24 protein-coding genes are annotated in these 22,492 nt (G+C 71.1%); 12 read left to right on the plus strand and 12 right to left on the minus strand.

Annotation, left to right across the window (positions count from 1 at the left end; translation table 11 throughout):
• Window positions 1-68: 68 nt before the first annotated feature.
• Window positions 69-2,273 carry an ATP-dependent DNA helicase gene (locus F4558_RS29010; RefSeq protein ID WP_197281490.1) on the minus strand — a complete coding sequence of 735 codons (2,205 nt, stop codon included), beginning with the start codon at window positions 2,271-2,273 and terminating at the stop codon, window positions 69-71.
• Between the two features lie 102 nt (window positions 2,274-2,375).
• Between F4558_RS29010 and F4558_RS29015 the strand changes: the two genes are divergently transcribed.
• Window positions 2,376-2,882 (plus strand): DUF402 domain-containing protein, encoded by a 507-nt coding sequence (locus F4558_RS29015; protein ID WP_167946837.1) that lies wholly within the window; start codon window positions 2,376-2,378, stop codon window positions 2,880-2,882.
• Between the two features lie 12 nt (window positions 2,883-2,894).
• Here the strand turns inward: F4558_RS29015 and sigJ are convergent, their stop codons facing one another.
• Entirely contained in the window at window positions 2,895-3,860 is a 966-nt protein-coding gene (sigJ, locus tag F4558_RS29020) for an RNA polymerase sigma factor SigJ (protein WP_053654310.1), read from the minus strand.
• Between the two features lie 199 nt (window positions 3,861-4,059).
• Between sigJ and F4558_RS29025 the strand changes: the two genes are divergently transcribed.
• From F4558_RS29025 to F4558_RS29035, 3 genes are all read left to right on the plus strand, one after another.
• A complete protein-coding gene (locus tag F4558_RS29025; RefSeq protein ID WP_167946839.1) occupies window positions 4,060-4,998 on the plus strand; it encodes a PPK2 family polyphosphate kinase in 939 nt (312 codons plus the stop codon).
• 126 nt (window positions 4,999-5,124) lie between these two features.
• A complete protein-coding gene (locus tag F4558_RS29030; protein WP_053655020.1) occupies window positions 5,125-5,751 on the plus strand; it encodes a DUF47 domain-containing protein in 627 nt (208 codons plus the stop codon).
• Between the two features lie 10 nt (window positions 5,752-5,761).
• Window positions 5,762-6,769 carry an inorganic phosphate transporter gene (locus F4558_RS29035; protein ID WP_053655018.1) on the plus strand — a complete coding sequence of 336 codons (1,008 nt, stop codon included), beginning with the start codon at window positions 5,762-5,764 and terminating at the stop codon, window positions 6,767-6,769.
• 69 nt (window positions 6,770-6,838) lie between these two features.
• On the opposite strand, the gene F4558_RS29040 is transcribed toward F4558_RS29035, so the two are convergent.
• Window positions 6,839-7,807 carry a Gfo/Idh/MocA family protein gene (locus tag F4558_RS29040; protein WP_167946841.1) on the minus strand — a complete coding sequence of 323 codons (969 nt, stop codon included), beginning with the start codon at window positions 7,805-7,807 and terminating at the stop codon, window positions 6,839-6,841.
• Between the two features lie 151 nt (window positions 7,808-7,958).
• On the opposite strand from F4558_RS29040, the gene F4558_RS29045 reads away from it, so the two are divergent.
• Window positions 7,959-8,792: an NUDIX hydrolase gene (locus F4558_RS29045; protein WP_167946843.1), complete on the plus strand. Its 834-nt coding sequence runs from the start codon at window positions 7,959-7,961 to the stop codon at window positions 8,790-8,792.
• Between the two features lie 33 nt (window positions 8,793-8,825).
• On the opposite strand, the gene pstB is transcribed toward F4558_RS29045, so the two are convergent.
• From pstB to F4558_RS29080, 7 genes are all read right to left on the minus strand, one after another.
• Entirely contained in the window at window positions 8,826-9,602 is a 777-nt protein-coding gene (pstB, locus tag F4558_RS29050) for a phosphate ABC transporter ATP-binding protein PstB (protein ID WP_053654301.1), read from the minus strand.
• Window positions 9,603-9,622: 20 nt separating this feature from the next.
• Window positions 9,623-10,711 (minus strand): phosphate ABC transporter permease PstA, encoded by a 1,089-nt coding sequence (gene pstA / locus F4558_RS29055; protein WP_167946845.1) that lies wholly within the window; start codon window positions 10,709-10,711, stop codon window positions 9,623-9,625.
• Window positions 10,708-11,799: a phosphate ABC transporter permease subunit PstC gene (pstC, locus tag F4558_RS29060; protein ID WP_167946847.1), complete on the minus strand. Its 1,092-nt coding sequence runs from the start codon at window positions 11,797-11,799 to the stop codon at window positions 10,708-10,710. The genes pstA and pstC overlap by 4 nt, the downstream gene beginning before the upstream one ends.
• Window positions 11,800-11,838: 39 nt before the next feature.
• Window positions 11,839-12,945, minus strand: coding sequence for a phosphate ABC transporter substrate-binding protein PstS (pstS, locus tag F4558_RS29065; protein ID WP_053654296.1), 1,107 nt, complete (start codon window positions 12,943-12,945; stop codon window positions 11,839-11,841).
• A gap of 213 nt (window positions 12,946-13,158) precedes the next feature.
• On the minus strand, window positions 13,159-14,085 hold the full coding sequence (mshD, locus tag F4558_RS29070) for a mycothiol synthase (protein ID WP_167946849.1): 927 nt from the start codon (window positions 14,083-14,085) through the stop codon (window positions 13,159-13,161).
• Window positions 14,086-14,161: 76 nt separating this feature from the next.
• A complete protein-coding gene (locus F4558_RS29075; RefSeq protein WP_053654292.1) occupies window positions 14,162-15,031 on the minus strand; it encodes a polysaccharide deacetylase family protein in 870 nt (289 codons plus the stop codon).
• Window positions 15,032-15,209: 178 nt separating this feature from the next.
• Window positions 15,210-15,929, minus strand: coding sequence for a winged helix-turn-helix transcriptional regulator (locus F4558_RS29080; RefSeq protein ID WP_179781168.1), 720 nt, complete (start codon window positions 15,927-15,929; stop codon window positions 15,210-15,212).
• A 242-nt stretch (window positions 15,930-16,171) separates the two neighbouring features.
• Between F4558_RS29080 and F4558_RS29085 the strand changes: the two genes are divergently transcribed.
• The 5 genes from F4558_RS29085 to F4558_RS29100 all read left to right on the plus strand — a co-directional run bounded on the left by F4558_RS29085 (window position 16,172) and on the right by F4558_RS29100 (window position 19,712).
• Window positions 16,172-17,227: a hypothetical protein gene (locus F4558_RS29085; RefSeq protein WP_053654290.1), complete on the plus strand. Its 1,056-nt coding sequence runs from the start codon at window positions 16,172-16,174 to the stop codon at window positions 17,225-17,227.
• 122 nt (window positions 17,228-17,349) lie between these two features.
• Complete coding sequence (locus F4558_RS29090; RefSeq protein WP_053654288.1) at window positions 17,350-18,138, plus strand: LmeA family phospholipid-binding protein; 789 nt, start codon at window positions 17,350-17,352, stop codon at window positions 18,136-18,138.
• Window positions 18,139-18,255: 117 nt separating this feature from the next.
• Window positions 18,256-18,333 (plus strand): Ms5788A family Cys-rich leader peptide, encoded by a 78-nt coding sequence (locus F4558_RS32280; RefSeq protein WP_312877454.1) that lies wholly within the window; start codon window positions 18,256-18,258, stop codon window positions 18,331-18,333.
• 207 nt (window positions 18,334-18,540) lie between these two features.
• Complete coding sequence (locus F4558_RS29095) at window positions 18,541-19,389, plus strand: sulfurtransferase (RefSeq protein WP_053654286.1); 849 nt, start codon at window positions 18,541-18,543, stop codon at window positions 19,387-19,389.
• Window positions 19,390-19,391: 2 nt separating this feature from the next.
• Window positions 19,392-19,712, plus strand: coding sequence for a DUF1416 domain-containing protein (locus F4558_RS29100; protein WP_053654284.1), 321 nt, complete (start codon window positions 19,392-19,394; stop codon window positions 19,710-19,712).
• A gap of 67 nt (window positions 19,713-19,779) precedes the next feature.
• On the opposite strand, the gene F4558_RS29105 is transcribed toward F4558_RS29100, so the two are convergent.
• Together F4558_RS29105 and F4558_RS29110 are read right to left on the minus strand one after the other, a co-directional pair.
• Window positions 19,780-20,529, minus strand: coding sequence for a PH domain-containing protein (locus tag F4558_RS29105; RefSeq protein ID WP_167946851.1), 750 nt, complete (start codon window positions 20,527-20,529; stop codon window positions 19,780-19,782).
• Window positions 20,519-20,704 carry a hypothetical protein gene (locus F4558_RS29110; protein ID WP_167946853.1) on the minus strand — a complete coding sequence of 62 codons (186 nt, stop codon included), beginning with the start codon at window positions 20,702-20,704 and terminating at the stop codon, window positions 20,519-20,521. Before F4558_RS29110 ends, F4558_RS29105 begins: the two co-directional genes overlap by 11 nt.
• A gap of 330 nt (window positions 20,705-21,034) precedes the next feature.
• Here F4558_RS29110 and F4558_RS29115 point away from each other — a divergent pair, with 330 nt between their 5' ends.
• Window positions 21,035-21,535, plus strand: coding sequence for a winged helix-turn-helix domain-containing protein (locus F4558_RS29115; RefSeq protein WP_053654281.1), 501 nt, complete (start codon window positions 21,035-21,037; stop codon window positions 21,533-21,535).
• A gap of 76 nt (window positions 21,536-21,611) precedes the next feature.
• Window positions 21,612-22,487 carry a hypothetical protein gene (locus tag F4558_RS29120; protein WP_376767588.1) on the plus strand — a complete coding sequence of 292 codons (876 nt, stop codon included), beginning with the start codon at window positions 21,612-21,614 and terminating at the stop codon, window positions 22,485-22,487.
• The last annotated feature ends 5 nt before the right edge of the window (window positions 22,488-22,492 follow it).

Consider the following 22,492-nt stretch of genomic DNA (forward strand, 5'->3'; position numbering starts at 1 on the left):
GCGCCGGCCGCACAAGCCCGACGCGCGCGTCGCGCGGCCGCGGGGCGTGCAGTGGGCGGGGCGCGCCGTCAGGAGCTGGCTAGGCGTTCCAGGGCGCCGCGGGCGACCTCGGGGCGTGTCGTGTACCAGAACGGTGGCAGCGAACGACGCAGGAACGGCCCGTAGCCCCGGGCCGTCTCCAGCCGGGAGTCGAGCACCGCGACGACCCCCCGGTCGCCTGTCGCCCGGATGAGCCGGCCCACGCCCTGCGCCAGCCGGACCGCCGCGATCGGCACGCTTACCGCGGCGAAGCCGGAACCGCCGCCCGCGTCGACTGCTGCGGCACGCGCCGCCGCCAGGGGCTCGTCCGGCCGGGGGAAGGGCAGCCGGTCGATGACCACCAACTGGCAGGCGTCGCCCGGCACGTCCACCCCCTGCCACAGCGACATCACCCCGAACAGGCAGCTGGAGCGCTCCTCGCGGAACCGACGCACCAGCAGCGGCAACGCCTCCTCGCCCTGCAACAGCACCGGCAGGTCGGTGCGCGCGCGCAGCAGCTCCGCCGCCTGCTGCGCGGCCCGCCGCGACGAGAACAACCCGAGGGTACGTCCACCGAGCGCCTCGACGAGCCCGAGCAGTTCCTCCCCGGCGGCCTCGGGCAGCCCGGAGACGCTGGGGCGGGGCAGGTGCGCAGCGACGTACAGGATGCCCTGCCGGGCGTAGTCGAAGGGCGACCCCACGTCCAGCGACCGCCAGCCCGGACCTTCGGTGGCCGGCACTACCGCGCCCGGGTTGGTGTCGCCGGCCAGGCGACGGCCTGGCGCCTCGGCGGCGGGGCGGCCGGGTGCGGTGCGGGCGGCCAGCGCGGCGGCGGCCGGCGTCGGCGGTGCGGGCGGGGGCGCGTCCAGGCCGAGGGCGCGAGCCACGGTGTCGAACCGGCCGCCGAGCGCCAGTGTGGCCGACGTGGCGACCACTGTGCGCTCGTCGTACAGGTGGGTGGCGAGCGTGCCGGCCACCGACAGCGGCGCGACCACCAGGGCCCGGCGGCTGCCGCTGTCGTTCTTCTCCACCCAGGCCACGTCGTGGTCGGCCTCCTCCAGCAGCCGCTGGGCGGTCGTCGACAGGTCGTCCAACGCGGCCTTGGCCTGCTGCTTGCGGACCGGGTCGGGGTCGTCGGACTTGACGTCGCCGATGGCGTCCAGGGCGGCGCGGGTGGCCGCGTCGAGCAGCGTGCACGCCTCCCGTAGCGGCGTCGGCAGCCCGGCGGTGAGGCGCCCGGCCGGTGCTTCGGCCAGCCCGACGGCGAGCGCGTCACCGGCTGCGGTGAGCGCCTCGGCGGTCTCCGGTCGCAGCAGCGGGCGGGCGCGGCGGGTGGACCTGTCGATCAGCTCCGGGACCAGCTCCGCCTGGGCGGCCGACGAGACCCGGTCGGCCAGCTCGTGCGCCTCGTCGACGATGAGCAGCTTGTGCGGCGGCACGATGTGGCGTTCGGCGAGCATGTCGACGGCGAGCAGGCTGTGGTTTGTCACAACGATGTCGGCCTCCCGGGCGCGCGCCCGGGACGCCTCGGCGAAGCACTCCTGCCCGAACGGGCAGCGGGTCGCCCCGACACACTCGCGGGCCGGCATCGACACCAGCCGCCAGGCCTGATCGTCGACGCCCGGGTCCAGCTCGTCGCGGTCGCCGGTGGCGGTCCGCTCGGCCCAGCCGCGCAACCGCTCGATCTGCTTGCCCAGCCGACTCGCCTCGCCCAGCCATTTCGTTCCGCCGCCGGGCCGGGCGGGCGGGGTGTCGAAGAGGGTGTCCTCCGGCTCGTCCTCGGTGGAGTTGTCCAGTCGGGCCAGGCAGAGGTAGTGGTGCCGGCCCTTGAGCACCGCGAACGTGGGCCGGCGGCCGAGCAGCGGCTCGACCGCGTCGGCCAGCCGGGGCAGGTCGTGGTCGACGAGTTGGGACTGCAACGCCAGCGTGGCCGTGGAGACCACGACCGGGCCGTCCACGGTGAGCGCTGGCGCGAGATAGGCGAGCGACTTGCCGGTGCCCGTGCCGGCCTGGACGAGCAGGTGCTCGCCGCTCGTCACACACTCCTCGATAGCGGTGGTCATCTGCTGCTGGCCGGGGCGCGCCGCGCCGCCGGGGACCGCGCCGACCGCCGCCGCCAGCAGCTCGGTGCCGCTGGGCCGGGCACCCCGCCGCCGGCTTCCGGCACGGGCCGACGGGGTGGCGGAACCGGTGGCGGTGCGGGGCGGAGTCACCGTGCGACGGTACCCGCCGCGCCCGACACCGGCTGCGCCCATCCGCCCGCGTGGCGCGCAGCCGACCGGTAGGTCGTTTCGGTGGTAGCCGTCCGGTTACGGCGGCACTACGAGGCGTGGGCGGTATCGGTTAAGGTGCGAATCATGCCGAGCGACGTGGTCCGAGTGATCTACCGCAAGTACGACGGCAGAGCGCACCGTGACTACCCGGCTCGTCGCCTCGCTGAGGACGACCTGGGCATCTGGCTCGGCGTCCCGTTCGGCACCGAGTCCGTCTACCACGGCCGGCCGTCGGTGGAGAAGATCCCCTTCGTCCTGCTGGTGCCGCACCACGCCTGGTGGACGTGCATGTTCAACCCGCCGCCGCGCACCAGCGAGGTCTACTGCGACATAGCAACCCCGGCCCGCTGGGAGTCCGACGACACGGTCCACCTCATCGACCTGGACCTGGATGTCGTCCGCCGTCGCGCCACCGGCGTTGTGGAACTGCTCGACGAGGACGAGTTCGCTGAGCATCGGGCGCGCTTCGGATACCCGGAGGACCTGGTCGTCGAGGCCGAGGCGGCCGCCCGCTGGCTGTTCGGGGCGCTCGGTGACGGCACCGAGCCGTTCGCCACCGCGTACCGGAAATGGCTGGCGCTTGTGGTCTGAGCCGGCGCCGGCTCACAGGCGTGGCGGCCACCCGTCGTCGTCGCCCAGCGGCGGCACGTCGCCAAGCTTCTCCGGGTTGAGCTGGTTGAACACGCCGGTGATCCGGCCTTCGTGCACGGCGAAGGCGACGACAAGGCGGATCGGTCGCCCGTCGCTGTGCACCGTCTCCATCTGAAGGCCGAGCACACCGTCGACAAGCACCGGCCGGGACGTCACCCGCTGCCCGTACCGGCCGGCCCGACCGAACAGGCCGAGGATGAAGCGACCCACAGCGTCCGCGCCGACCACCGGCCGGCGGGCAGCCGGGAAGTGCCCACCCGAGTCGCCGAGGAGGATCACGTCCGGGGCGAGCACCCGCAGCAGTTGATCCAGCTCGCCGGACTCGGTGGCGGCAACGAACGCTTCCAGCACCCGCCGCTGCTCGGCCGGATCGGCGGTGTGCCGTGGCGCGTCCGGTGCGGTGACCGCCCGCCGCGCCCTGGAGGCGAGCTGCCGGGCGGCCGCCTCGGTGGTGCCGAGCACGTCGGCGATCCCGGCGAACGGCACAGCGAACACGTCATGCAGCACGAGTGCGACCCGCTGTTCGGGCGCGAGCCGCTCCAGCATCACCCGTATCGCGGTGCCGACCTGGTCGGTGCGGACCGCCCGCTCGGCGGGGTCGGGGGCGTACCCGTCGGTCGGCGGCTTGGCGTCCAGCGGGCTCACCACCGGCTCCGGAAGCCACTGCCCGGGGTACGCCTCGCGCCGGACCCTCGCCGAGCGGAGGACGTCGAGGCAGATCCGGGCGCAGGTGGTCGTCAGCCAGGCGGAGAGGTCGCGGATCTCGGCACGGGCCGTCGGATCGGCGAGCGCCCCGGCGTAGCGCAGCCAGGTCTCCTGCACCGCGTCCTCGGCCTCGCTGCGGCTGCCCAGCATCCGGTTGGCCACCGCGAGCAGGCGGCGTCGCTCGGCCTCGAACTCCGTCGCCAGGTCCCGCACGACCCACCACCCTCCCCGACCGGTACGTGTCCCGGAGCCCATCCTCCCGCCAACCGGACGAACGGGCAGCCCCGCCGCCACTGATGACGGCCCGGTGACCGGGCGGGCCCGGTCGGGGTGTGCTGACGGCTCCGCCGGTCCCGGCGGTTGGGGCGGCCCTCGACGGGCGGACGACCGGCGGGTGGGCGATGATCCGAGGATGAGCGCACCCCAGCACGGGCAGATCGTGGCGCCGGACGGCGGATCCGTGCGGAAGCTGTTGCGGGTCACCGCGCCGGTGGACCTCGCGGCGATCGACCCCCGGTCCACCCCCGGGCTGCCGCCGACCGAGGTGACCGGGGAACGCCCCAAGACCTGGGCCCGTGACCAGGTCGAACTCGTCGGCGGCGAGTTGGGCAGGCAGCAGGAGATGCTGTACGCGATGGCCACGGCCGCCTCGGACCGTCCGGCGCACCGGGTGCTGCTGGTGCTCCAGGCGATGGACTGCGGCGGCAAGGACGGCACGATCAAGCGGGTGGCCGGCGCGATGAACCCGCTGGGCCTGCACATCCGGTCGTTCGGTCCGCCGACGCCGCAGGAGCTACGGCACGACTTCCTGTGGCGGATCCGTCGGGCGCTGCCGCCGCCCGGGTACGTCGGAATGTTCAACAGGTCACACTACGAGGACGTGCTGATCGCCCGGGTCGGCTCGCTGGTGCCGGAGGCCACCTGGCGAGCCCGCTACGACGAAATCAACTCCTTCGAGCGGGAGCTGGCCGACGGCGGGGTGACCCTGGTGAAGGTGATGCTGCACATCTCGTACGCCGAGCAGGGCGAGCGCCTGCTGGAGCGGCTCACCGACCCGCGTAAGCACTGGAAGTACAACCCGTCGGACGTCGATGCCCGGGCGCAGTGGGACGACTACCAGGCTGCGTACGCCGAGGCCCTGAGCCGGTGCGGCACGGACGCCGCGCCCTGGTTCGTGGTGCCGGCGGACCGCAAGTGGTACCGGGACTGGGCGGTGGCCCACCTGCTGAGAGAGACGTTCGACACGCTGAATCTCGGGTATCCGCCTGCCGATTTCGACGTGGCGCACGAGCGCGACCGATTGAGTGTCGGGGGAGCGGGGCGGTCGGGACCGCAGATGAACAGCAGGTGAACGAGCGGTGAATCAGGTCTGACCAGGGGTGGGCCGACGCATTCACGCTTCGAGCGTTTCCTAGCATTCACCAGGCGGACGCCGATGGACGCCGCCACCTTCCACCGACACGACGAGGTCTGTGCTGTGAAGTTTTCCTTCCGCCCCACCGAGGGCGCCTTCTACGAGCTCTTCACCAGGGCTGCGCAGAACCTGGTCCGGGGCACGGCGCTGCTTAACGAACTGGCCCTTCCAGGTGTCGACGTCCAGTCGGTCAGCGAGCGGCTGACCGAGGTCGAGCACGACAGCGACCAGATCACGCACGATCTCTACAAGAAGATCAACTCGACGTTCATCACGCCGTTCGACAGGGAGGACATCTACCGGCTCGGCTCGCTGCTCGACGACGTGATGGACCACCTCGAGGCCGTCGGCGACCTGCTCTACCTGTACGGGCTGACCGAGCTGCCGGCGCTGCCCCGCGAGCTGCACGAGATGGTCAACGTCCTCGACCAGCAGGCGAAGCTCACCGCCGACGCGATGCCCCGGCTGAAGTCGATGAAGGACCTCGAGGACTACTGGATCGAGTGCAACCGGCTGGAGAACGAGGGCGACCGGATCAACCGGCAGCTGCTCGTCCGGCTCTTCTCCGGCGAGTACGACGCGCTGACGGTGCTCAAGATGAAGGAGGTCGCCGACGAACTGGAGGCCGCCTGCGACGCCTTCGAGCACGTGGCCAACACCGTAGAGACCATCGCGGTCAAGGAGTCCTGAGCCGGTGACTCTGACGCCCGAACTCATCGCCGTGCTGGCGGTGATCGCGGTGGCCCTGGTGTTCGACTACACCAACGGCTTCCACGACGCTGCCAACGCGATCGCGACAAGCGTCTCCACCCGGGCGCTGACACCTCGGATCGCCCTCGGGCTCGCCGCGGTGGGTAACTTCATCGGCGCCCACTTCGGCGCCGGGGTGGCGAAGACCGTCGGCGACGGCCTGGTGACCCTGCCCACCGGGGTCAGCAGTCTCGGTGTGGTGTTCGCCGGGGTGCTCGGTGCCATCGCCTGGAACCTGATCACCTGGTACTTCGGCCTGCCGTCGTCGTCCTCGCACGCGCTCTTCGGCGGTCTGGTCGGCGCGACCCTGCTGTCCACCGGCGGCATCGTCCAGTGGGTCACAATCGGCGAGAAGGTCATCCTGCCGATGGTGCTGTCGCCGATCGTCGGTCTGACCCTCGGTTACCTGGTGATGCTCGCCATCCTCTGGCTGTTCCGTAAGGGGCAGCCGGGCAAGCTCAACCGGGGCTTCCGCTGGGCGCAGACCGCTTCGGCCGCCGCCATGTCGGTCGGCCACGGCATGCAGGACGCCGCCAAGACCATGGGCATCGTGGTGCTCGCGCTCTACACCGGCGGTTTCCAGGAGAGCAAGACGCACATCCCCGGCTGGGTCTTCTGGACCTCGGCGACGATGCTGGCACTGGGGACGTACGCCGGTGGTTGGCGGATCATCCGCACGCTCGGTCGCAAGATCATCGACCTTGGCCCCCCGGAGGGTTTCGCCGCCGAGACGGTGGCCAGCGCGGTGCTCTACTTCAACGCGCTTGTGTTGAAGGCGCCGATCTCCACGACCCACACGATCACCTCGGCGATCATGGGTGTGGGCGCGACGAAGCGGCTCTCCGCGGTCCGCTGGAACGTCGCCGGCAACATCGTGCTCGCCTGGATCATCACGTTCCCGGCGGCCGCGCTCATCGCCTGCGTCGCCTACCTGCTGGTCCGGCCGATCTTCGGCTGATCCCCGCCGCTCGTGAAAGGAAGGGCCCCTTCCTAACGCATAGCGTTAGGAAGGGGCCCTTCCTTTCACTCACTCGTAGCGCACGCCGATCTGCTCGCGGATCGCGTCCAGCAGGGCCATCACCTCGAGGGTGGTGGTGTGCGGCACCAGCGGGCTCTCGGTCAGCCCGGCGGCCAGGCAGCGCTGCACCTCGATCGCCTCGTGCTGGTAGCCGTTGCCGACGATCTCGGTGGTGATCGTCTCCGGCTCGACGCCGTCCCGGTGCAGGGTCAACGAACCCGGCCGGAAGAAGGGCTCCGGCAGGTCGATGCGGCCGGTGCTGCCGGTGATCGAGGCGGTCAGCTCACTCGCGCCGACCATGCCGCAGCTCAGGGTGGCAAGCGCCCCACTGTCGTAGCCGAACAGGATGCCGGTGTTCTCGTCCGTGCCCTCCGGGCCGAGCTTCGCCCACGAACGGACGTGCTGCGGCACGCCGAGCAGCAGGTGGGCCAAGCTGATCGGGTAGATCCCCAGGTCGAGCAGCGCACCTCCGCCCAGCGCCGCGTTGCGCATGCGGTGCTCCGGCGGGAACGGCCCGGCCACCCCGAAGTCGGCGCGGACGTTGCGCACCGTGCCGATCGCCCCGTCCCCGATGAGCTGTACCGCCCGCAGGATCAGCGGATTCACCCGCATCCACATGGCCTCCATGAGGAAGACCCCGGCGGCGCGGGCGGTGTCCACCACGTCGGTGCTGGTGGCGAGATCGAGGGTGAACGGCTTCTCCAGCAGCACCGGCTTGCCGGCGGTCAGGCAGGTCAGGGCTGCCTCGTGATGCGCGGCGTGCGGAGTCGCCACGTAGATCACGTCGACGTCCGGATCGGCGGCCAACTCCACCCACGAACCGTGCGCGCGCTGTGCGCCGTACCGCTCGGCGAAGAGCTTGGCGGTCTCGACGCTGCGGGAGCCGACAGCGACCAGTTCGGCGTCCGGCACCAGCCGGAGGTCTTCGGCGAAACGGCTGGCGATTTGGCCGGTGGCGAGGATGCCCCAACGAGTCATGTCAGCAACGCTAGCCGAGCCGGTGCGCTGCCCCGATGTCCGGTCGCCGCCAGCGCATCCAGCGGGATCGGGTGGTTGGTCGGCGGTCGAGCGTGCCCGGCCGGCACACCTGTCGATCGGCGTCGCCGCGTCGGGCAACTAGGCTCGCGCCATGACGATCGACAGCGACGGCTTCGCCGCACCGGCCGCCCTGGTCGAGCACGCCCGCCGGTTCCAGGCCGAGGGTGGCACCCCGGCGGTGCCGCGGGTCGCGGCCACAGTGCTGCTGCTGCGTCCGACCGACACCGACTTCGAGGTGTACGTCATCCGCCGGGTCGCGTCGATGACCTTCGGCGGGGTGTACGCCTTCCCCGGCGGTGGGGTCGACCGCTCCGACTCCGAGGCGCACCTGGACTGGGCGGGCCCGCCGCCGACCGGATGGGCGCAGCGACTGGGGGTCGACCCGGACGCCGCCCAGGCGGTCGTCTGCGCAGCGGCCCGCGAGGTCTTCGAGGAGGCCGGCGTGCTGCTGGCCGGCCCGGACCCGGCGACAGTGGTGGGCGACGTCAGCGGCGACGACTGGGAGGCCGCCCGGCAGGACCTGGAGGGGCGCCGGCTGGGCTTCGCGGCGCTGCTCGCCGACCGTCGGCTGACGCTGCGATCGGACCTGCTGCTGCCGTGGAGCCGGTGGATCACACCCGAGTTCGAGCCGCGCCGCTTCGACACGTACTTCTTCGTGGCCCTGCTGCCCGCGGGGCAGCGGACCCGGGACGTCTCCGGCGAGGCCGACCACACCCTCTGGATCCGTCCGGCGGACGCGCTGGCCCGCCACGCGGCGGGCGAGTTGACGATGCTGCCGCCGACCCTTGTCACGCTGGAGCAGGTCGCGGCTGCCGGCGACCTGGCCGGAGTGGCGCGGGCGGCGGCCGACCGGGACGCCGCCACGCCGATCACCCCACGCCTGGACCTCCCGCCCGACGGCGAACCCCGCTTCGTGCTCGGCTGACACGCCGCTCGCCGGCGACCGGACGGGGTCAGCTCAGCCGAAGCGGCCGGTGATGTAGTCCTCGGTCTTCTTCACGCCGGGGTTGCTGAAGATCTTCTGCGTGTTGTCGTACTCGATGAGGCGGCCCGGGTCGCCGGTCTTCTCGATCGAGAAGAAGGCGGTCCGGTCCGACACCCGAGCGGCCTGCTGCATGTTGTGGGTCACGATGATGATCGTGAACTTGTCCTTGAGCTGGAACATCAGGTCCTCGATCGCCAGCGTGGAGATCGGGTCCAGGGCCGAGCACGGCTCGTCCATGAGGACGACCTGCGGCTCGACCGCGATGGTCCGCGCGATGCACAGTCGCTGCTGCTGACCGCCGGAGAGGCCCGCGCCGGGCTTGCCCAGCCGGTCCTTGACCTCGTCCCACAGGTTCGCCGAGCGCAGCGCCTTCTCGGCCGCCTCCTCCAGGATCGACTTCTTCCGGACGCCGTTGAGCTTCAGCCCGGCCACCACGTTCTCGAAGATGCTCATGGTGGGGAACGGGTTCGGCCGTTGGAACACCATCCCGATCATGCGCCGGACAGCTGTGACGTCCACGTCCCGGTCGTAGATGTCCTGGTCGTCGACGGTCAGGCTGCCCTCGACCCGGGCGCCCGGCAGCACCTCGTGCATCCGGTTGATCGACCGCAGGAACGTGGACTTGCCGCAACCGGACGGGCCGATCAGGGCGGTGACCGTCTTCGGCTCGACGGTCAGGTTGATGTTCTCGATCGCCTTGAAACCGCCGTAGTACGCGGTGACGTTCGAGGCTTCGACACGCTTGGCCATTGTGGTGGTACCTCCGGGGTTCATCGGCCGAGCCGGTTGCGACGGGCCAGCAGCTTCGCCGCGATCGTCAGGACGAGTACGAGGGCGACAAGCGTGAGCGCTGCGGTCCACGCCCGCGCCGGCGCGTACCGCGACGCGTCACTTGCCTGCTGGTAGACGAAGAGGGACAGCGACGACTGGTTGTTCTCGAACGGGTTGACGTTGATCGCGGCACCGCCGCCGGCGACCAGCAGCACCGGCGCGGTCTCGCCGGCCGCGCGGGCGATGGCGAGCATGACGCCGGTGACGATGCCGGGCAGCGCGGTCGGCAGGACCACCTTCAGGATGGTCTTCCACTTGGGTACGCCGAGCGCGTACGCGCCCTCGCGCAGCGGCGCGGGAACGAGGCGGAGCATCTCCTCGGTTGACCTCACGATGGTGGGCAGCATCAGCACGCTCAGCGCGAGCGCGGCGGCGAAACCGGAGAAGCTCGGCCGGCCGTCGTTGAACCACGGCGAGACGATCAGCACCCAGAACGCCAGCACGAAGAGGCCGGAGACGATCGACGGGATGCCCGTCATCACGTCCACGAAGAACCGGATCGCGAAGGCGAACTTGCCCCGGCCGTACTCGACGATGTAGATGGCGCAGAGGATGCCGAGCGGCACGGTGATCAGGGTGGCGATGCCGACCTGCTCAAGCGTCCCGACGATCGCGTGGTACGCGCCGCCGTTCGCGTCACGCGCCCCGATGTTGTTCATCGAGGTCTGGAAGAAGTTGACGTCCAGCCGCTCGGCGCCCTTGCTGACGAGCGTCCAGACCACCGACACGAGTGGCAGCACCGCCAGCACGAACGCGGAGTGGATCAGCGCGCTCCAGGTGCGGTTCCGGGCCGATCGGCGTCCCTCGACGGCGTTGGCGGCGCCGAAGAGCCCCACCAGGTAGAGGATCGCGCCGAGGACGATCACGAGGACCGGGCCGCCGAGGCCGGCGCCGTAGACGATCACGGCGGAGAGCGCCAGGGCCGCGACGGCGATTGCCGGTGCGGCGTACCGGGGCAGCCGGCGTGCCCGCAGCGAGTCGGGCTGGGCCGGCGGACGGGTGCGGTGGGAAGTGGCGGTTGTGGTCATGCGGCCGACTCCGTGAACTCCCGGCGGCGGTAGATGATCGCCCGCGCCGTGATGTTGACGATCAGCGTGATGGTGAACAGCACCAGACCGGAGGCGATCAGCGCGCCCCGGCCGGTCTCGTTCGCCTCGCCGAACGCGTTGGCGATGTTGGCGGCGATGGTGTTACCGCCGTTCTGGATCAGGTTGAACGAGATGCCGAAGGTGATGCCGAGGGTCAGCGCCAGGGCGATGGTCTCGCCTAGCGCCCGGCCCAGACCGAGCATCACGGCGGCGATGATGCCGGGGCGACCGTAGGGGAGTACCGCGGTGCGGAGCATCTCCCAGCGGGTGGCGCCCAGAGCAAGGGCGGCCTCCTCGTTCGCCGTCGGCGTCTGGAGGAACACCTCACGCGACAGCGAGGTGATGATCGGCAGCACCATGATCGCGAGCACCAGGGCGCCCAGCATGACGGAGGCGCCGAACGGGCCGTCGCCGCCGAAGAGCGGGATCCAGCTGAAGTGCTGGTTGAGCCAGATCGAGAAGTCCCGGACCGGGCCGCTGAAGACGTCGCGCCCCCAGAGGCCGAAGACCACGCTGGGTACGGCGGCGAGCAGGTCGATCAGGAAGCCGAGTGCGGTGCCCAGCCGGCGGGGAGCGTAGTGCGAGAGGTAGAGCGCGATGCCCAGCGCCACCGGAACCGCCACGAGCAGCGCGAGTGCCGAGCTGAGGACGGTGCCGAAGGCGAGGGCACCGATGCCGAACTTCGGCTCGGTGTCGTTGGGGGACCAGCCCTCGTAGGACCAGAAGTTCTCGGTGTTGGCGCGCAGGGCCGGCACCGCCTTCGCGACCAGGAAGATCGCGATGGCGGCGATGATGACCAGAACGGTGGTGCCGGCGGCCAGGGTGAGACCGCGGAAGGCCCGCTCGGCGCCGAACTTACGGCTGCGCGGCAACGCGCCGCCGCCGCCCAGCCCCCCGCTGCCCGGGGAACGGGTGCTGACTGGTGCCTCGGCCACGTGCGCCGAGGCACCGGCGGGCCACTCGTGACTCTGGGTCACTTGCGTCCCGCCGGTGCCGGCGTCGGCCGAGCGGTGAGGGGTTTCACCCATCTGCTCGCTCGATTCGGTTGCTGAGGTGTTGGGGTCGGGTCAGGAGAGGTTCTTGACCGCGGACTCGACCTTGGTGCGAACCGTCTCCGGCAGCGGGGCGTAGCCCAGGTCGGTAAGCGAGTTCTGGCCCTCGGCGCTGGCGGCGTAGCCCAGCAGCCCCTTGACCAGCTGCAACTTGTCGGCCGCGAGGCCCTTGCTGCAGACGATCTCGTACGTCGCCAGGACGATCGGGTAGGCCCCGGCCTCCTTGGTGTTGTAGTCGATCTTCAGCTTGAGGTCGTCGCCCTGGCCCTCGACCTCGGCACCGGCGATGGTCTTGCCTGCCGTCTCGGCGGTCAGCGCGGCGAACTCACCGTTACCGTTGCCGATCTTGGACATCTTGAGGCCGGCGTTCTCGGCGAACGACCACTCCATGTAGCCGATGGAGCCCTCGGCGCCCTTGACCCGGCTGGCCACGCCGTCCGAGCCCTTGGCGCCGGTGCCGCCCGGGCCCTTCCACGCCTTGGCGTTGCCGAGCGTCCAGTCGGCCTCGGCGGTCTTGGAGAGGAACTTGGTGAAGTTGTCGGTGGTGCCCGACTCGTCCGAGCGGTGCACGGTCTGGATCGTGGTCGCCGGCAGCTTGGCGTCCGGGTTGTCGGCCTTGATGGCCGGGTCGTCCCACTTGGTGACCTTGCCGGCGAAGATCTTCGCCAAGGTGGCCGGCTTGAGCTGGAGGTTGTCCACGCCGCTGATGTTGTAGGCGACGGCCACCGGGCCGATCACCATCGGCAGGTGAATGGCCTTGCCGTCGACGCACTTGGCGTCGGCCTGCGGCTGCTCCTCCGGCTTCAACGCGGAGTCCGAGCCGGCGAAGTCGGCGGTCCCGGCGATGAACGCCTGGATGCCGGCGCCGGAACCGGTCGGCTCGTAGTTGACAGTGGTGCCCTGGCACTTCTGCTGGTACGCCTTGATCCACTCGGCCATGGCGTTCTTCTGCGCCGACGAGCCCTGGGCGTTCAGCGTTCCGGTAGCGCAGTCGATCGCGGCGGCCGAGCCCGAAGCGCCGGCACCGGCAGCGGGCTCGTTGTTGTCCGAGCCGCATGCGCTGAGGCCGAGCGTCGCGGCGAGGGCGAGGCCGGCAATAGCGCCGTACCGCTGGAGCTTCACCTGAGGGGTTCCCTTCGCGTCTGACTTGGCACCCCGAATCCGGGGCCCGAGGACCGGCACTGGCCGGCTGACACGAAAGTTAGAAGTGCCAGGTAGCCGGTTTGCCGGTCACAAGTGAACGCAAGGTGAACACGTACGGCCTGGAAGATGACCGCTCGCTGAGGGTGAGTTGTCCGTTAAGTGAACCAGGGCACTTCAGTGCCCCGTTGCAGCTCAGCCGAGGTGGTAGTTGATGTGCGCGGACCAGCGGGCGAAGCCCGTCCGCTCGTACAGCGCGACCGCTGCGCTGTTCGACTCGTCCACGTAGAGCATCACCCGGTCCAGGCCCCGCTTGTCCCGCAGGTACGCCAGCCCCGCAGTGGTCAGGGCGCGGCCGAGCCCGCCGCCGTGCGCTGTCGGTTCCACGCCGAGGACGTACACCTCGCCGACGCGGGCCGACCCCGGACGCTCATGGACCTTTGTCCAGTGGAAGCCGAGCAGCCGGCCGGTCGCGGTCTCCTCGGCGAGCAGGAAGCCGGCCGGGTCGAACCACGGCTCGGCGAGGCGGACGCGCAGGTCCTCCGAGGTCCACCGGCCCTGCTCGGGATGCTCGGCGAAGGCGCGCGCGTTGAGGGCCAGCCACGCCGCGTCGTCCGCCCCCGGCCGGAACGCGCGCAGCGCCACCCCGTCGGGCAGGCGCGGCTCGCCCTGCGGGGTGGTCAGCGGCCGGCGCAGTTGCAGGAGCACCCGCGCCCGGGTGAAACCGAGGTCCACGCCGAGTGCCGCGGCCGAGGGGTGGTCGCCGTGCGCCCACGCCCGCAGCGGCCCGGTGGCCGACGCGAGCACGCCCCGGGCCAGCGCCCGACCGGTGCCCCGCCGCCGGTAGCCGGGGTGCACAACGAGTTCCACGCCGATGCCGCCCACCGGGTCGGTGGTGTCCAGGTGCGCGTACCCGGTGAGGGTGCCGTCGTCGGCGCGGGCCAGCAGATGTACGGCGCTGGCCTCCGGGTCACGCAACCGGAGCAGGACGTGCTCGTCGAGCGGGTCCGCGCCGTCGGTGTCGCCAGCGGCGCCGGCCAGGGCCAGCACGTCAGCGATCTCCGCCGGAGCCAGTCGGTCGGTCCGGGTCACCTGGTCGCTGGTCGGCTCCGCGCTGCTCATTCCGCCACCGTATCCGTTGGGTGCGTGACGCTCGGACCGTCGCCAGGTAAAGCCGCGCCCGCCGTGGATGCCTGGCTCACGTCGGGTCGGTGGGCAGCGCCTCCAACTCGAAGTGCGTGCTCAGCTCCGGCAGGATCCGGCGTAGCGCGTCGACGGTGCCCTGCCGGTCGCCGCCCGCGTCGTGCAGCAGCACCACCGAGCCTGGGCCCACCTGGGTGGACACCGTCGCGGCGATCTTGCCGGCGCCAGGTGCCTGCCAGTCGGAAGGGTCCACCGACCAGTGCAGCGGGGTCATGCCGAGCTGCCGTGCCACCGACACCACCGGATACGTCCAGGCGCCGCCGGGCTGGCGGTACCAGACAATGGGCGCCTCCGGCACTGCGGCCCGGATCGCGGCGTTGGTGCGCAGCAGGTCGGCGCGGATCTGGTCGGTCGACTTGTTGCCCAGCGAGACGTCGTGGTGCCAGGAGTGGTTGCACAGTGTGTGCCCGTCGGCCACGATCGCCTGGATCAGGTCCGGGTGGTTCTGCGCGTTCTCGCCCACCACGCAGAACGTGGCCTTGACGTCGTACTCGCGCAGAGCGGCGAGGACCTGCGGGGTGTAGCGCGGGTCCGGCCCGTCGTCGAAGGTCAGCGCGAGTCGGTCGCTGCCGGTGCCGGTGTGCGCGCCGAACAGCCGATCGCCGCTGGCGTCCCGCCCCGAGCCGTCCTGACCTGCCTCGGTGGGGCCGGTGCTCTGGCTGGCGCTCGGGGTGCCGCTGGGCTCGTCGGGAGGGAGCTGGTCGGTGTAGTGCGGCTCGTCGCCGTTCGTGGTGGCGCCGGTGGCGTGCCGTCGGGGCTGCTCCGGGACGAGACTGCGGCCCAGCACGTACGCCGAGCCGAGCAGTGCGACCACAACCAGCGTCACTATCGCCGCGGCGCGCGCGGTCGAGTTGACCCGGATCACGGCTTCCGCCTCGTCGACAGGGCGCGCCCGCCCGTTGCCCCCGTGGTACCTGCGCGCACCGTCGCCCCCCTTTTCCGACAAACCCGGCAGTCAGAATAGAGCCGGCGAGCTGCGCAAAAGGGGCATATGGGAAATCGTCCGGAGGTGGGATCGCGTCCTCGGCGATCCCGGGTCAGGGTCAGACGGGCAGTGGCGCGTGCTCCGCCTCGGGCAGGGACCGCGACGGCGGCACGACGAACTTGTAACCCACCTGACGGACCGTACCGATCATCGACTCGTACTCCGAGCCGAGCTTCGCGCGCAGCCGCCGGACGTGCACGTCCACCGTCCGGGTGCCGCCGAAGTAGTCGTAACCCCACACCTCGCGCAGCAGCTGGTCGCGGGTGAACACCCGGCCCGGGTGCTGGGCCAGGAACTTCAGCAGCTCGAACTCCTTGTAGGTGAGGTCGAGCGGGCGGCCCTTGAGCTTCGCCGCGTACGTGTCCGGGTCGATCGTCAGCTCACCGGCGCGGATCGAGCCGCCGGCACCGGCGGTCGCGTTGCTCAGACGCCCGACCGCCAGGCGCAGCCGCGCCTCCACCTCGGCGGGGCCGGCCGAGGCGAGGATGACGTCGTCGACGCCCCAGTCGGCGTTCAGCGCGATCAGGCCGGCCTCGGTCACCACCGCGACGAGCGGCACACCGAGCCCGGTGGCGTGCAGCATCCGGCAGGTCGCCCGGGCCTCGCTCAGCTCCGAACGGGCGTCCACAAGCACCGCGTCCGGGCTGGGCCCGGCGACAAGTGTGCGGACGTCTCGCGGCGCGGTGCGAACCGAGTGCGGCAGCAGGTCGAGTGCCGGCAGCACAGCCGACGGCTCCCCCGCTCGCGCGGTCACCAGCAGCAGGATCTCCACGATCACCTCCGTCCCGGCGGCGCATCGCCGCGCGCGACCAGACACACTCATCGAGGAGTGCGCTGAGAAATTGCGTGGTCCCGGCGTCGCTGACGGGCGGGTAACGCGTCTGAGACTAACCGATCGCCTCGCCCGCACCATCAGGCCCTTTCCTGTTTGTCTAGCTTGCCCCTGATCGTGGCGCACTTTTTAACGTTGCTGAAACCCGGGACCACCGTGTCGGGCGGTCGGTCTGGCACGATCGGGGCGTGTTTCCCTCCACCTCGTCCGACGCCGATCGCGAATCGTGGCCCGACGGCCCCCGCTCGGGTCCGGCCGCCCCGACCCGTGGCCAACCGCCGGCGCCGCGCACCGGCCCGGCCGGCACCGATGGCGAACGCCGTGAGCGCGGTGGGCCGCGCCGGGCTCGCCGCGCCGGTGAGCCCGCCCGCCGCTCCGAGGACGAGGTCGACGAGCCGGAGGAGGAGGTCGTACCCCCGGTCGAGGTGCGCCGCCCGCTGGCGCTGACCATCGCCGGCTTCGCCGCGCTGCTCGGTCTCGGTCTGGTGCTCGGTGCGCAGACCTCCGGGCCGGGCAACCGGCTGCCGTTCGCCTTCGTCGTCTTCGGCGTCCAGTTGCTCTTCATCCTCGCCTGGACGATGGCGATGCGCCCACCGGCGGTGCTGCTGGTCGCCGGGGTCAGCGCGGTGGTCGCCGCAGGCGTCGACGTCGCCGCCGTGCAGACCGACGTCGCCGGGCTGGCACCACTGGGTTACCTGGCCGTCGGCGGTTTCCTCGCCGCCGTGCTCGGTCAACTGGTCCGTCGGGTCGACCGTGCCCGGGTCACCGATTCACTCGGCGCCACGCTGCTCATCGTGGTCGGCGTGGTGGCGTTCGGCACCCTGATCGTGCTCAGCCGCATCCCGGCCGGCACCCAGGCCATCATGGTCTGCCTGACCGCCAGCGGGGTCGCGCTGACAGTCGCCCGGCTCACCGACGCGGTGTTGCCGTGGCCCCGGCTGGCCCCGCAGGTGCCCCGAGGTGCCGCTGGCGTGGTGGCTGGCGCGATGGTCGGCACGCTTGTCAGCGCGGTGCTCGGGAGCTACCTGGTGGCACCTTTCACGCCGACGAGGGCCGCGGTGCTCGGCCTGGTCGCGGCGGTCACCGCCGTGCTCTCCGACCTCGCCGTGGGGTACGCGGAGGCGGGTCGAATGATGGCCGGCGAACTGCCCACAATGTGGGTGGCCCGGCACATGCAGGGGCCGCTCGGTGGCTTCGCCCTGGCGGCGCCGGCGGCGTACGCGATGTGCATGCTCTTTCTTTGATCCATCGTCGGGCCGTGAGTCACGGTTGAGCGCGGCGCCGGTCGGGTACCTACGGAGGCGCCGCGCTGCGGCACCGGTACGCACGCCCCGCCGCGCCGCGGCGGGTGGAGACAGGAGGCGGCGTGGCCCAGGAGTATCCGGCCGGCGATGCCCGGCCCCGACGGCGCGGTCGCAAGCTGCTCATCGGCCTGGTCGTGCTGCTCCTGGTGGTGGGGGGCCTGCTGGTGGTCGCCGACCGGGTGGCTGTCGGTGTGGCCGAGCGCCTCATCGCCGACCGGGTCAGCCAGGAGGTCAGCAAGCAGGGCGCGCAGGCCGCCGCTCCCAAGGTGGAGGTCGCCGGGACGCCGTTCCTCACCCAGGTGCTCGACGGTCGCTACGAGCGGATCTCCATCCAGCTGCGGGACGTGCAGGCATCGGTCGAAGGTGACGCCGTACGGCTGCCGGTGCTCGACGTGGACGCCCGCAACGTGCGGGCATCGCTGGACACCCTGCGTACCGGGCAGGGCGACGTCGTGGCGGACACCGTCAACGGCACCGGCACGATCAGCTACGACAGCCTCGCCGCACTGCTGAACCGGCCCGGGCTCACCCTCGGCGAGCAGGGCGGCAAGCTCGCGGTCACCGCGCCTGTCGACGTGCTCGGCCAGAACTTCACGGTCAGCGGCACCGCCGACGTCACCGTCGCCGAGAACGGCGCTGTCGCGCTGCGCTTCAGCAACCTGGACGCCGAGGGTCTGCCGAACCTGCCGCTGGCCCGCGCCGTCCTGAACAACTACGCCAAGGGCATCTCCGTCGACGTGCCGTTGCCGGATCTGCCGTTCCAGCTCGCGGTCCGGGAGGTCCGGCCGTTGCCCGAAGGTCTGGCCGTCACCGCCGACGCGAAGGACGTGCCGATCAACTCCGCAGGCTGAGTGGCACGTCAGTTTTCTCCGGCGGTGGGACACGCCAATGGTTCGACAGCCGGGGCGATTCCCGGATGCTGGTCGGCTCTGTGGCAGCTCCGTCACTCACTGGTAGGCTCCGTGACCATGGGGATTCACCTCACCAAACGGCGCGCGGTCGACCTGTGCCGCGTGGCCACCTGCCTGTGTCGCCCCGTCATCTGACGGCGGGGCTGTTTTCGGCCGCCTGATGGCGGCCACCGGCTTGCAGGGTCCTCGACCCCTCCGGTGATCCCACCGAACGCCCGGCAGCGGCGCCGTCGCACGAACCCGTGATCCCGTCCTTCCGCTGGGTCCCGCGCGCGGTGCGACAAACTGCATCCATCGACATTCGCGCGCTGACTCACCATCCATTCACCAGGGAGTGATTCGATGAGTCGCGACACCGCACTCGTTTCGGCCGAGTGGGCCGAGAAGAACCTCGACGCCCCGGGCGTCGTCTTCGTCGAGGTCGACGAAGACACCTCGGCCTACGACACCGGCCACATCGCCGGCGCCGTCAAGATCGATTGGCGGACCGACCTTCAGGACCAGGTCCGCCGGGACTTCGTCAACAAGACCCAGTTCGAGGCGCTGCTCTCCGAGCGGGGCATCAGCAACGACGACACCGTCATCCTCTACGGCGGCAACAACAACTGGTTCGCGGCGTACGCCTACTGGTACTTCAAGCTGTACGGCCACGGCGACGTGAAGCTGCTCGACGGCGGCCGCAAGAAGTGGGAGCTGGACGCCCGCCCGCTGGTCACCGACGCGGTTCAGCGGCCGAAGACGCAGTACGTCGCGCAGGAGCCGGACACCTCCATCCGCGCCTTCCGTGACGAGGTCGTCGACGCCATCGGCACCAAGAACCTTGTCGACGTGCGCAGCCCCGACGAGTTCGCCGGCCGGCTGCTCGCCCCCGCCCACCTGCCGCAGGAGCAGGCGCAGCGGGCCGGTCACATCCCGACCGCGATCAGCGTCCCGTGGTCCAAGGCGGCGAACGAGGACGGCACGTTCAAGTCCGACGACGAGCTGCGCAAGATCTACGCCGACGCCGGTCTGGACGACGGCAAGGAGACGATCGCCTACTGCCGGATCGGCGAGCGCTCCTCGCACAGCTGGTTCGTGCTCCAGGAGCTGCTCGGTCACCGCAACGTCAAGAACTACGACGGATCCTGGACCGAGTACGGCTCGCTGGTCGGTGTGCCGGTGGCGCTCGGCGACGAGCCCGGGGAGGCCTGACGATGACCGCTCCCACGGCTGCGGGTTGCGCCGCCCCGGACCAGGCCGCGCCGCTGCCGGCCAGCCTGGACCTGGAGAAGGAAACCGTCATCACGGGCATCGTTCGCTCCGCGGCGGACGAGGTCGTGCCGGGCGCGTACGTTCGGCTGCTGGACTCGACCGGTGAGTTCACCGCCGAGGTGGTCACCTCGGCAGCCGGGCAGTTCCGGTTCTTCGCCGCGCCGGGTTCCTGGACGCTGCGGGCACTGTCCCGGCACGGCAACGGCGATGCCGCCGTCACCGCCGCCCGGGGCCTCAACGAGGTCACCGTCACCGTCGCCTGACCCACTGCTCTGATCGACCGGGCCGGTCACTCCTTCGAGGGTGACCGGCCCGGTCGATCAGAGGGGATCAGTAGGCCCGCATCCTGCTCTGGTTGACGGCAGGAGGCGAGTCGGGTGGTACCACCTTGTAGTTCAAGGCTTCCAGCCCTTCAGCGGCGATGCTGGGGGCATCCCGCACCGCCGCGAGCAACTGGAGGCGGCGCCAGTTTTCCCGACCCTCCTCGACGGCGTCCCGCCAGCGATCCACGGTGTCCACGCAGAACTCCTCCACCACGGCCTGCAGGATGTCCTCCACGCAGGGTCGGAAGCGGTGGCCGCCGAGGGGGAAGTGGAACTTTGCGAGCCGGGGCACCTCGTGCCTGCGCTTGCGGGCCTTCGGACGCCCTCGTCCACCCTCCTGCATGGCAAAGGCGAACTCGTCGCGATGGCCATGGACGTGCAGGTGGGCGCAGGGCAACCCGGTCTGGAAATCCCGCACGTACTCGAATCGGAACAGAGGTGCCTTGTCGCCTTTGGCCGTGATGTGGAACCACGAGGCGTCCGTGGCGAGGTGCTTGCCGCTCGAATCCATGCAGCAGTTGAACTTGAGCAGCAGGTCCAGGCGGTGCTTGTCGTCTATGTACAGGGGAAAGGTGCCGAAGCCGTCGTCCTCGACGATGCCCACCATGACCCGGCCGCCGTTTCTGCCCGGCATCAGCAGTGCGGAGAGGCTCTTCTCCGTCTTCACCACACGATGTAGCCGACTGGTGATGTCGTCGGCGAATGCGCTGGCTCTGGCGATCAGGTCTGGGTCGACGGCGGCGCCGTCAGTCTTCATCGCCGAGCAGGTAGTCGATGGAGCGGACCATCTCGTAGACGTTGCGCTCGTCCGGCCGGAGCTCGAAGTTCCGCCCCAGGTCGTACAGCGTCTCCTTGTTCATGTGGACGCGTTCCAGGAGCCGAGCCCGCCACCGGCGCAGCTCGTCAGGGGTCTTGACGATGGCGGTTCCCATTTCTGGTCCTCTCGCCGTCGACGACGTCGCTGTTGGCGTCACCCTACTGCCTCCCTCCGACGCTCGGGACCGTTAACGCCGGTCCGAGCGTTACCATTCCACTACCCAACGTCTATCTTTGAAACCGGCCGTCTGGACGCGCAGTTGTCGGTTGAGCGACAGTCGTGAACGAGGCCCGGTCAGGGTGAAGTCGGGCTTGTGGATGATGTTGGCCGGCATCCGGGACGTAACCGAGAGCCCGGTCGGTCATCGCGCGGCAGCCCCCCGAAATACATCGGTGTACGTCACTATCTATGGGTGAAGTCACGGTGGGTGTGGGCTGGAGGCGACGTGTCCGGTGCGGACGTCCCGATCGTCGTCTGCGTCAGTGCGGACGTGTCGGTGCGTGAGCGGGTCCTGCGCCAGTTGGACGGGGTCGGCCCGGTGCTGAGCTGTGCCGACCTGTCCCAGCTGCGGGCGATGCTGTTCCCAGCAACGGCGGGCCCGGCACCGGCCGTCGTCCCGCCGGTGGCGCAGCAGGGGCCGGTCCGCTGGGGTGAGCTGGTCGTCGATCGGGCCGGGCACGTGGTCACCTGGCGCGGCGGGCCGATTCCACTCACCCGCATCGAACGCGAGTTGCTCGCCCGGCTCATCGGCCCGCCGTTGGTGGTGTGGAGCTACGAACAGCTCTTCGCCGCCGTCTGGAACGGCGCGTACCTGGGGGATTCGTCGATCCTGCACTCCGCGGTCAAGCGGCTCCGCCACAAGCTGCGCGACCTTCCGGACGGCCCGCGGGTGCACACCGTGCGGGGGGTCGGCTACCGGATCGACCCGCCGCCCCGGTCCGGTTGAGACGGGTACCGCCGTACCGTGCTGCCGACCGACCGCTGCCTCCGAGCCGGCGGACCGCCCGTGACACCATGACCGGGTGAGCGGTGCTGTGCAGACGGGTTGGCCGTCGTCGAACGGTCCTGTCGCGCCGGCACCCGCCCGGCGCTGGCGGCGTTGGCTGCTTGTCGCGTCCGTGCTGTGGGGCGTCCTGCTGGCCGGGCTCGCCTGGACGTCGGCTCGGGACGACCCGCCGACAGTGCGCGAGCAGCGCACCCTCGACCAGGCTGGCCCGATCGTCGACAGTGCGGCCGGCGAGTTGGCCCGTGCCGCCGGTCCGGCGGGGCTGCTGGAAGTCGGTCCGGCCCGGGTCCGTTCGGGCTGCCGGGTCACCCCGATCTCCGACGGTGCCGCCCTGCGACGCGAGGTCGGCGTGCTCGCGCCCGCCGGCACCGAACGGGCCGTGCTGACCGGCATCGCCGACCGACTGCCCGCCACCTGGCGGGCCTGGGTCGGCCCCGGACTGGACGGCCCGGAGCTGCGCGCCGACGCCGGCGAGTTCGTCTCCGTCGAGGGCCGGCCGACCGGGGACGGCCGGGTCCGGTTGACGGTCGAGACCGGCTGCCGGCCGGTGGGCTCCGGCTACACCCCGACGTCCGCCGCCGCAGGCCCGGAGGTCGCCGGGCTGAGCCTGGTGCTGACGGCCGCGCTGAAGGCTCTCGGCCAGCCGAACCCCGCCGCACCGGAGGTGGTCACCGCGCCCTGTCCCGGTGGCGCGCTGGCCCGTACCGCCCGGTCCGCCGAGCCCGGCCCGGTTCCGCCGGCCGGCGCACTCGCGCAGTTGGCCGGCGATGCTCCACTGCTGGACAAACCTCCGGTGTACGCGTACCGCGCCGGCGACGTCACAGTGCTGGCCGAGGCCGGCCCGGACGACGGCGCCGTACGACTGGCGGCCACCGTCGGCTGCCCGGACTGACGCGA

Origin of the sequence: Micromonospora profundi, from assembly GCF_011927785.1 — a bacterium.
Classification (GTDB): Bacteria; Actinomycetota; Actinomycetes; order Mycobacteriales; family Micromonosporaceae; genus Micromonospora; species Micromonospora profundi.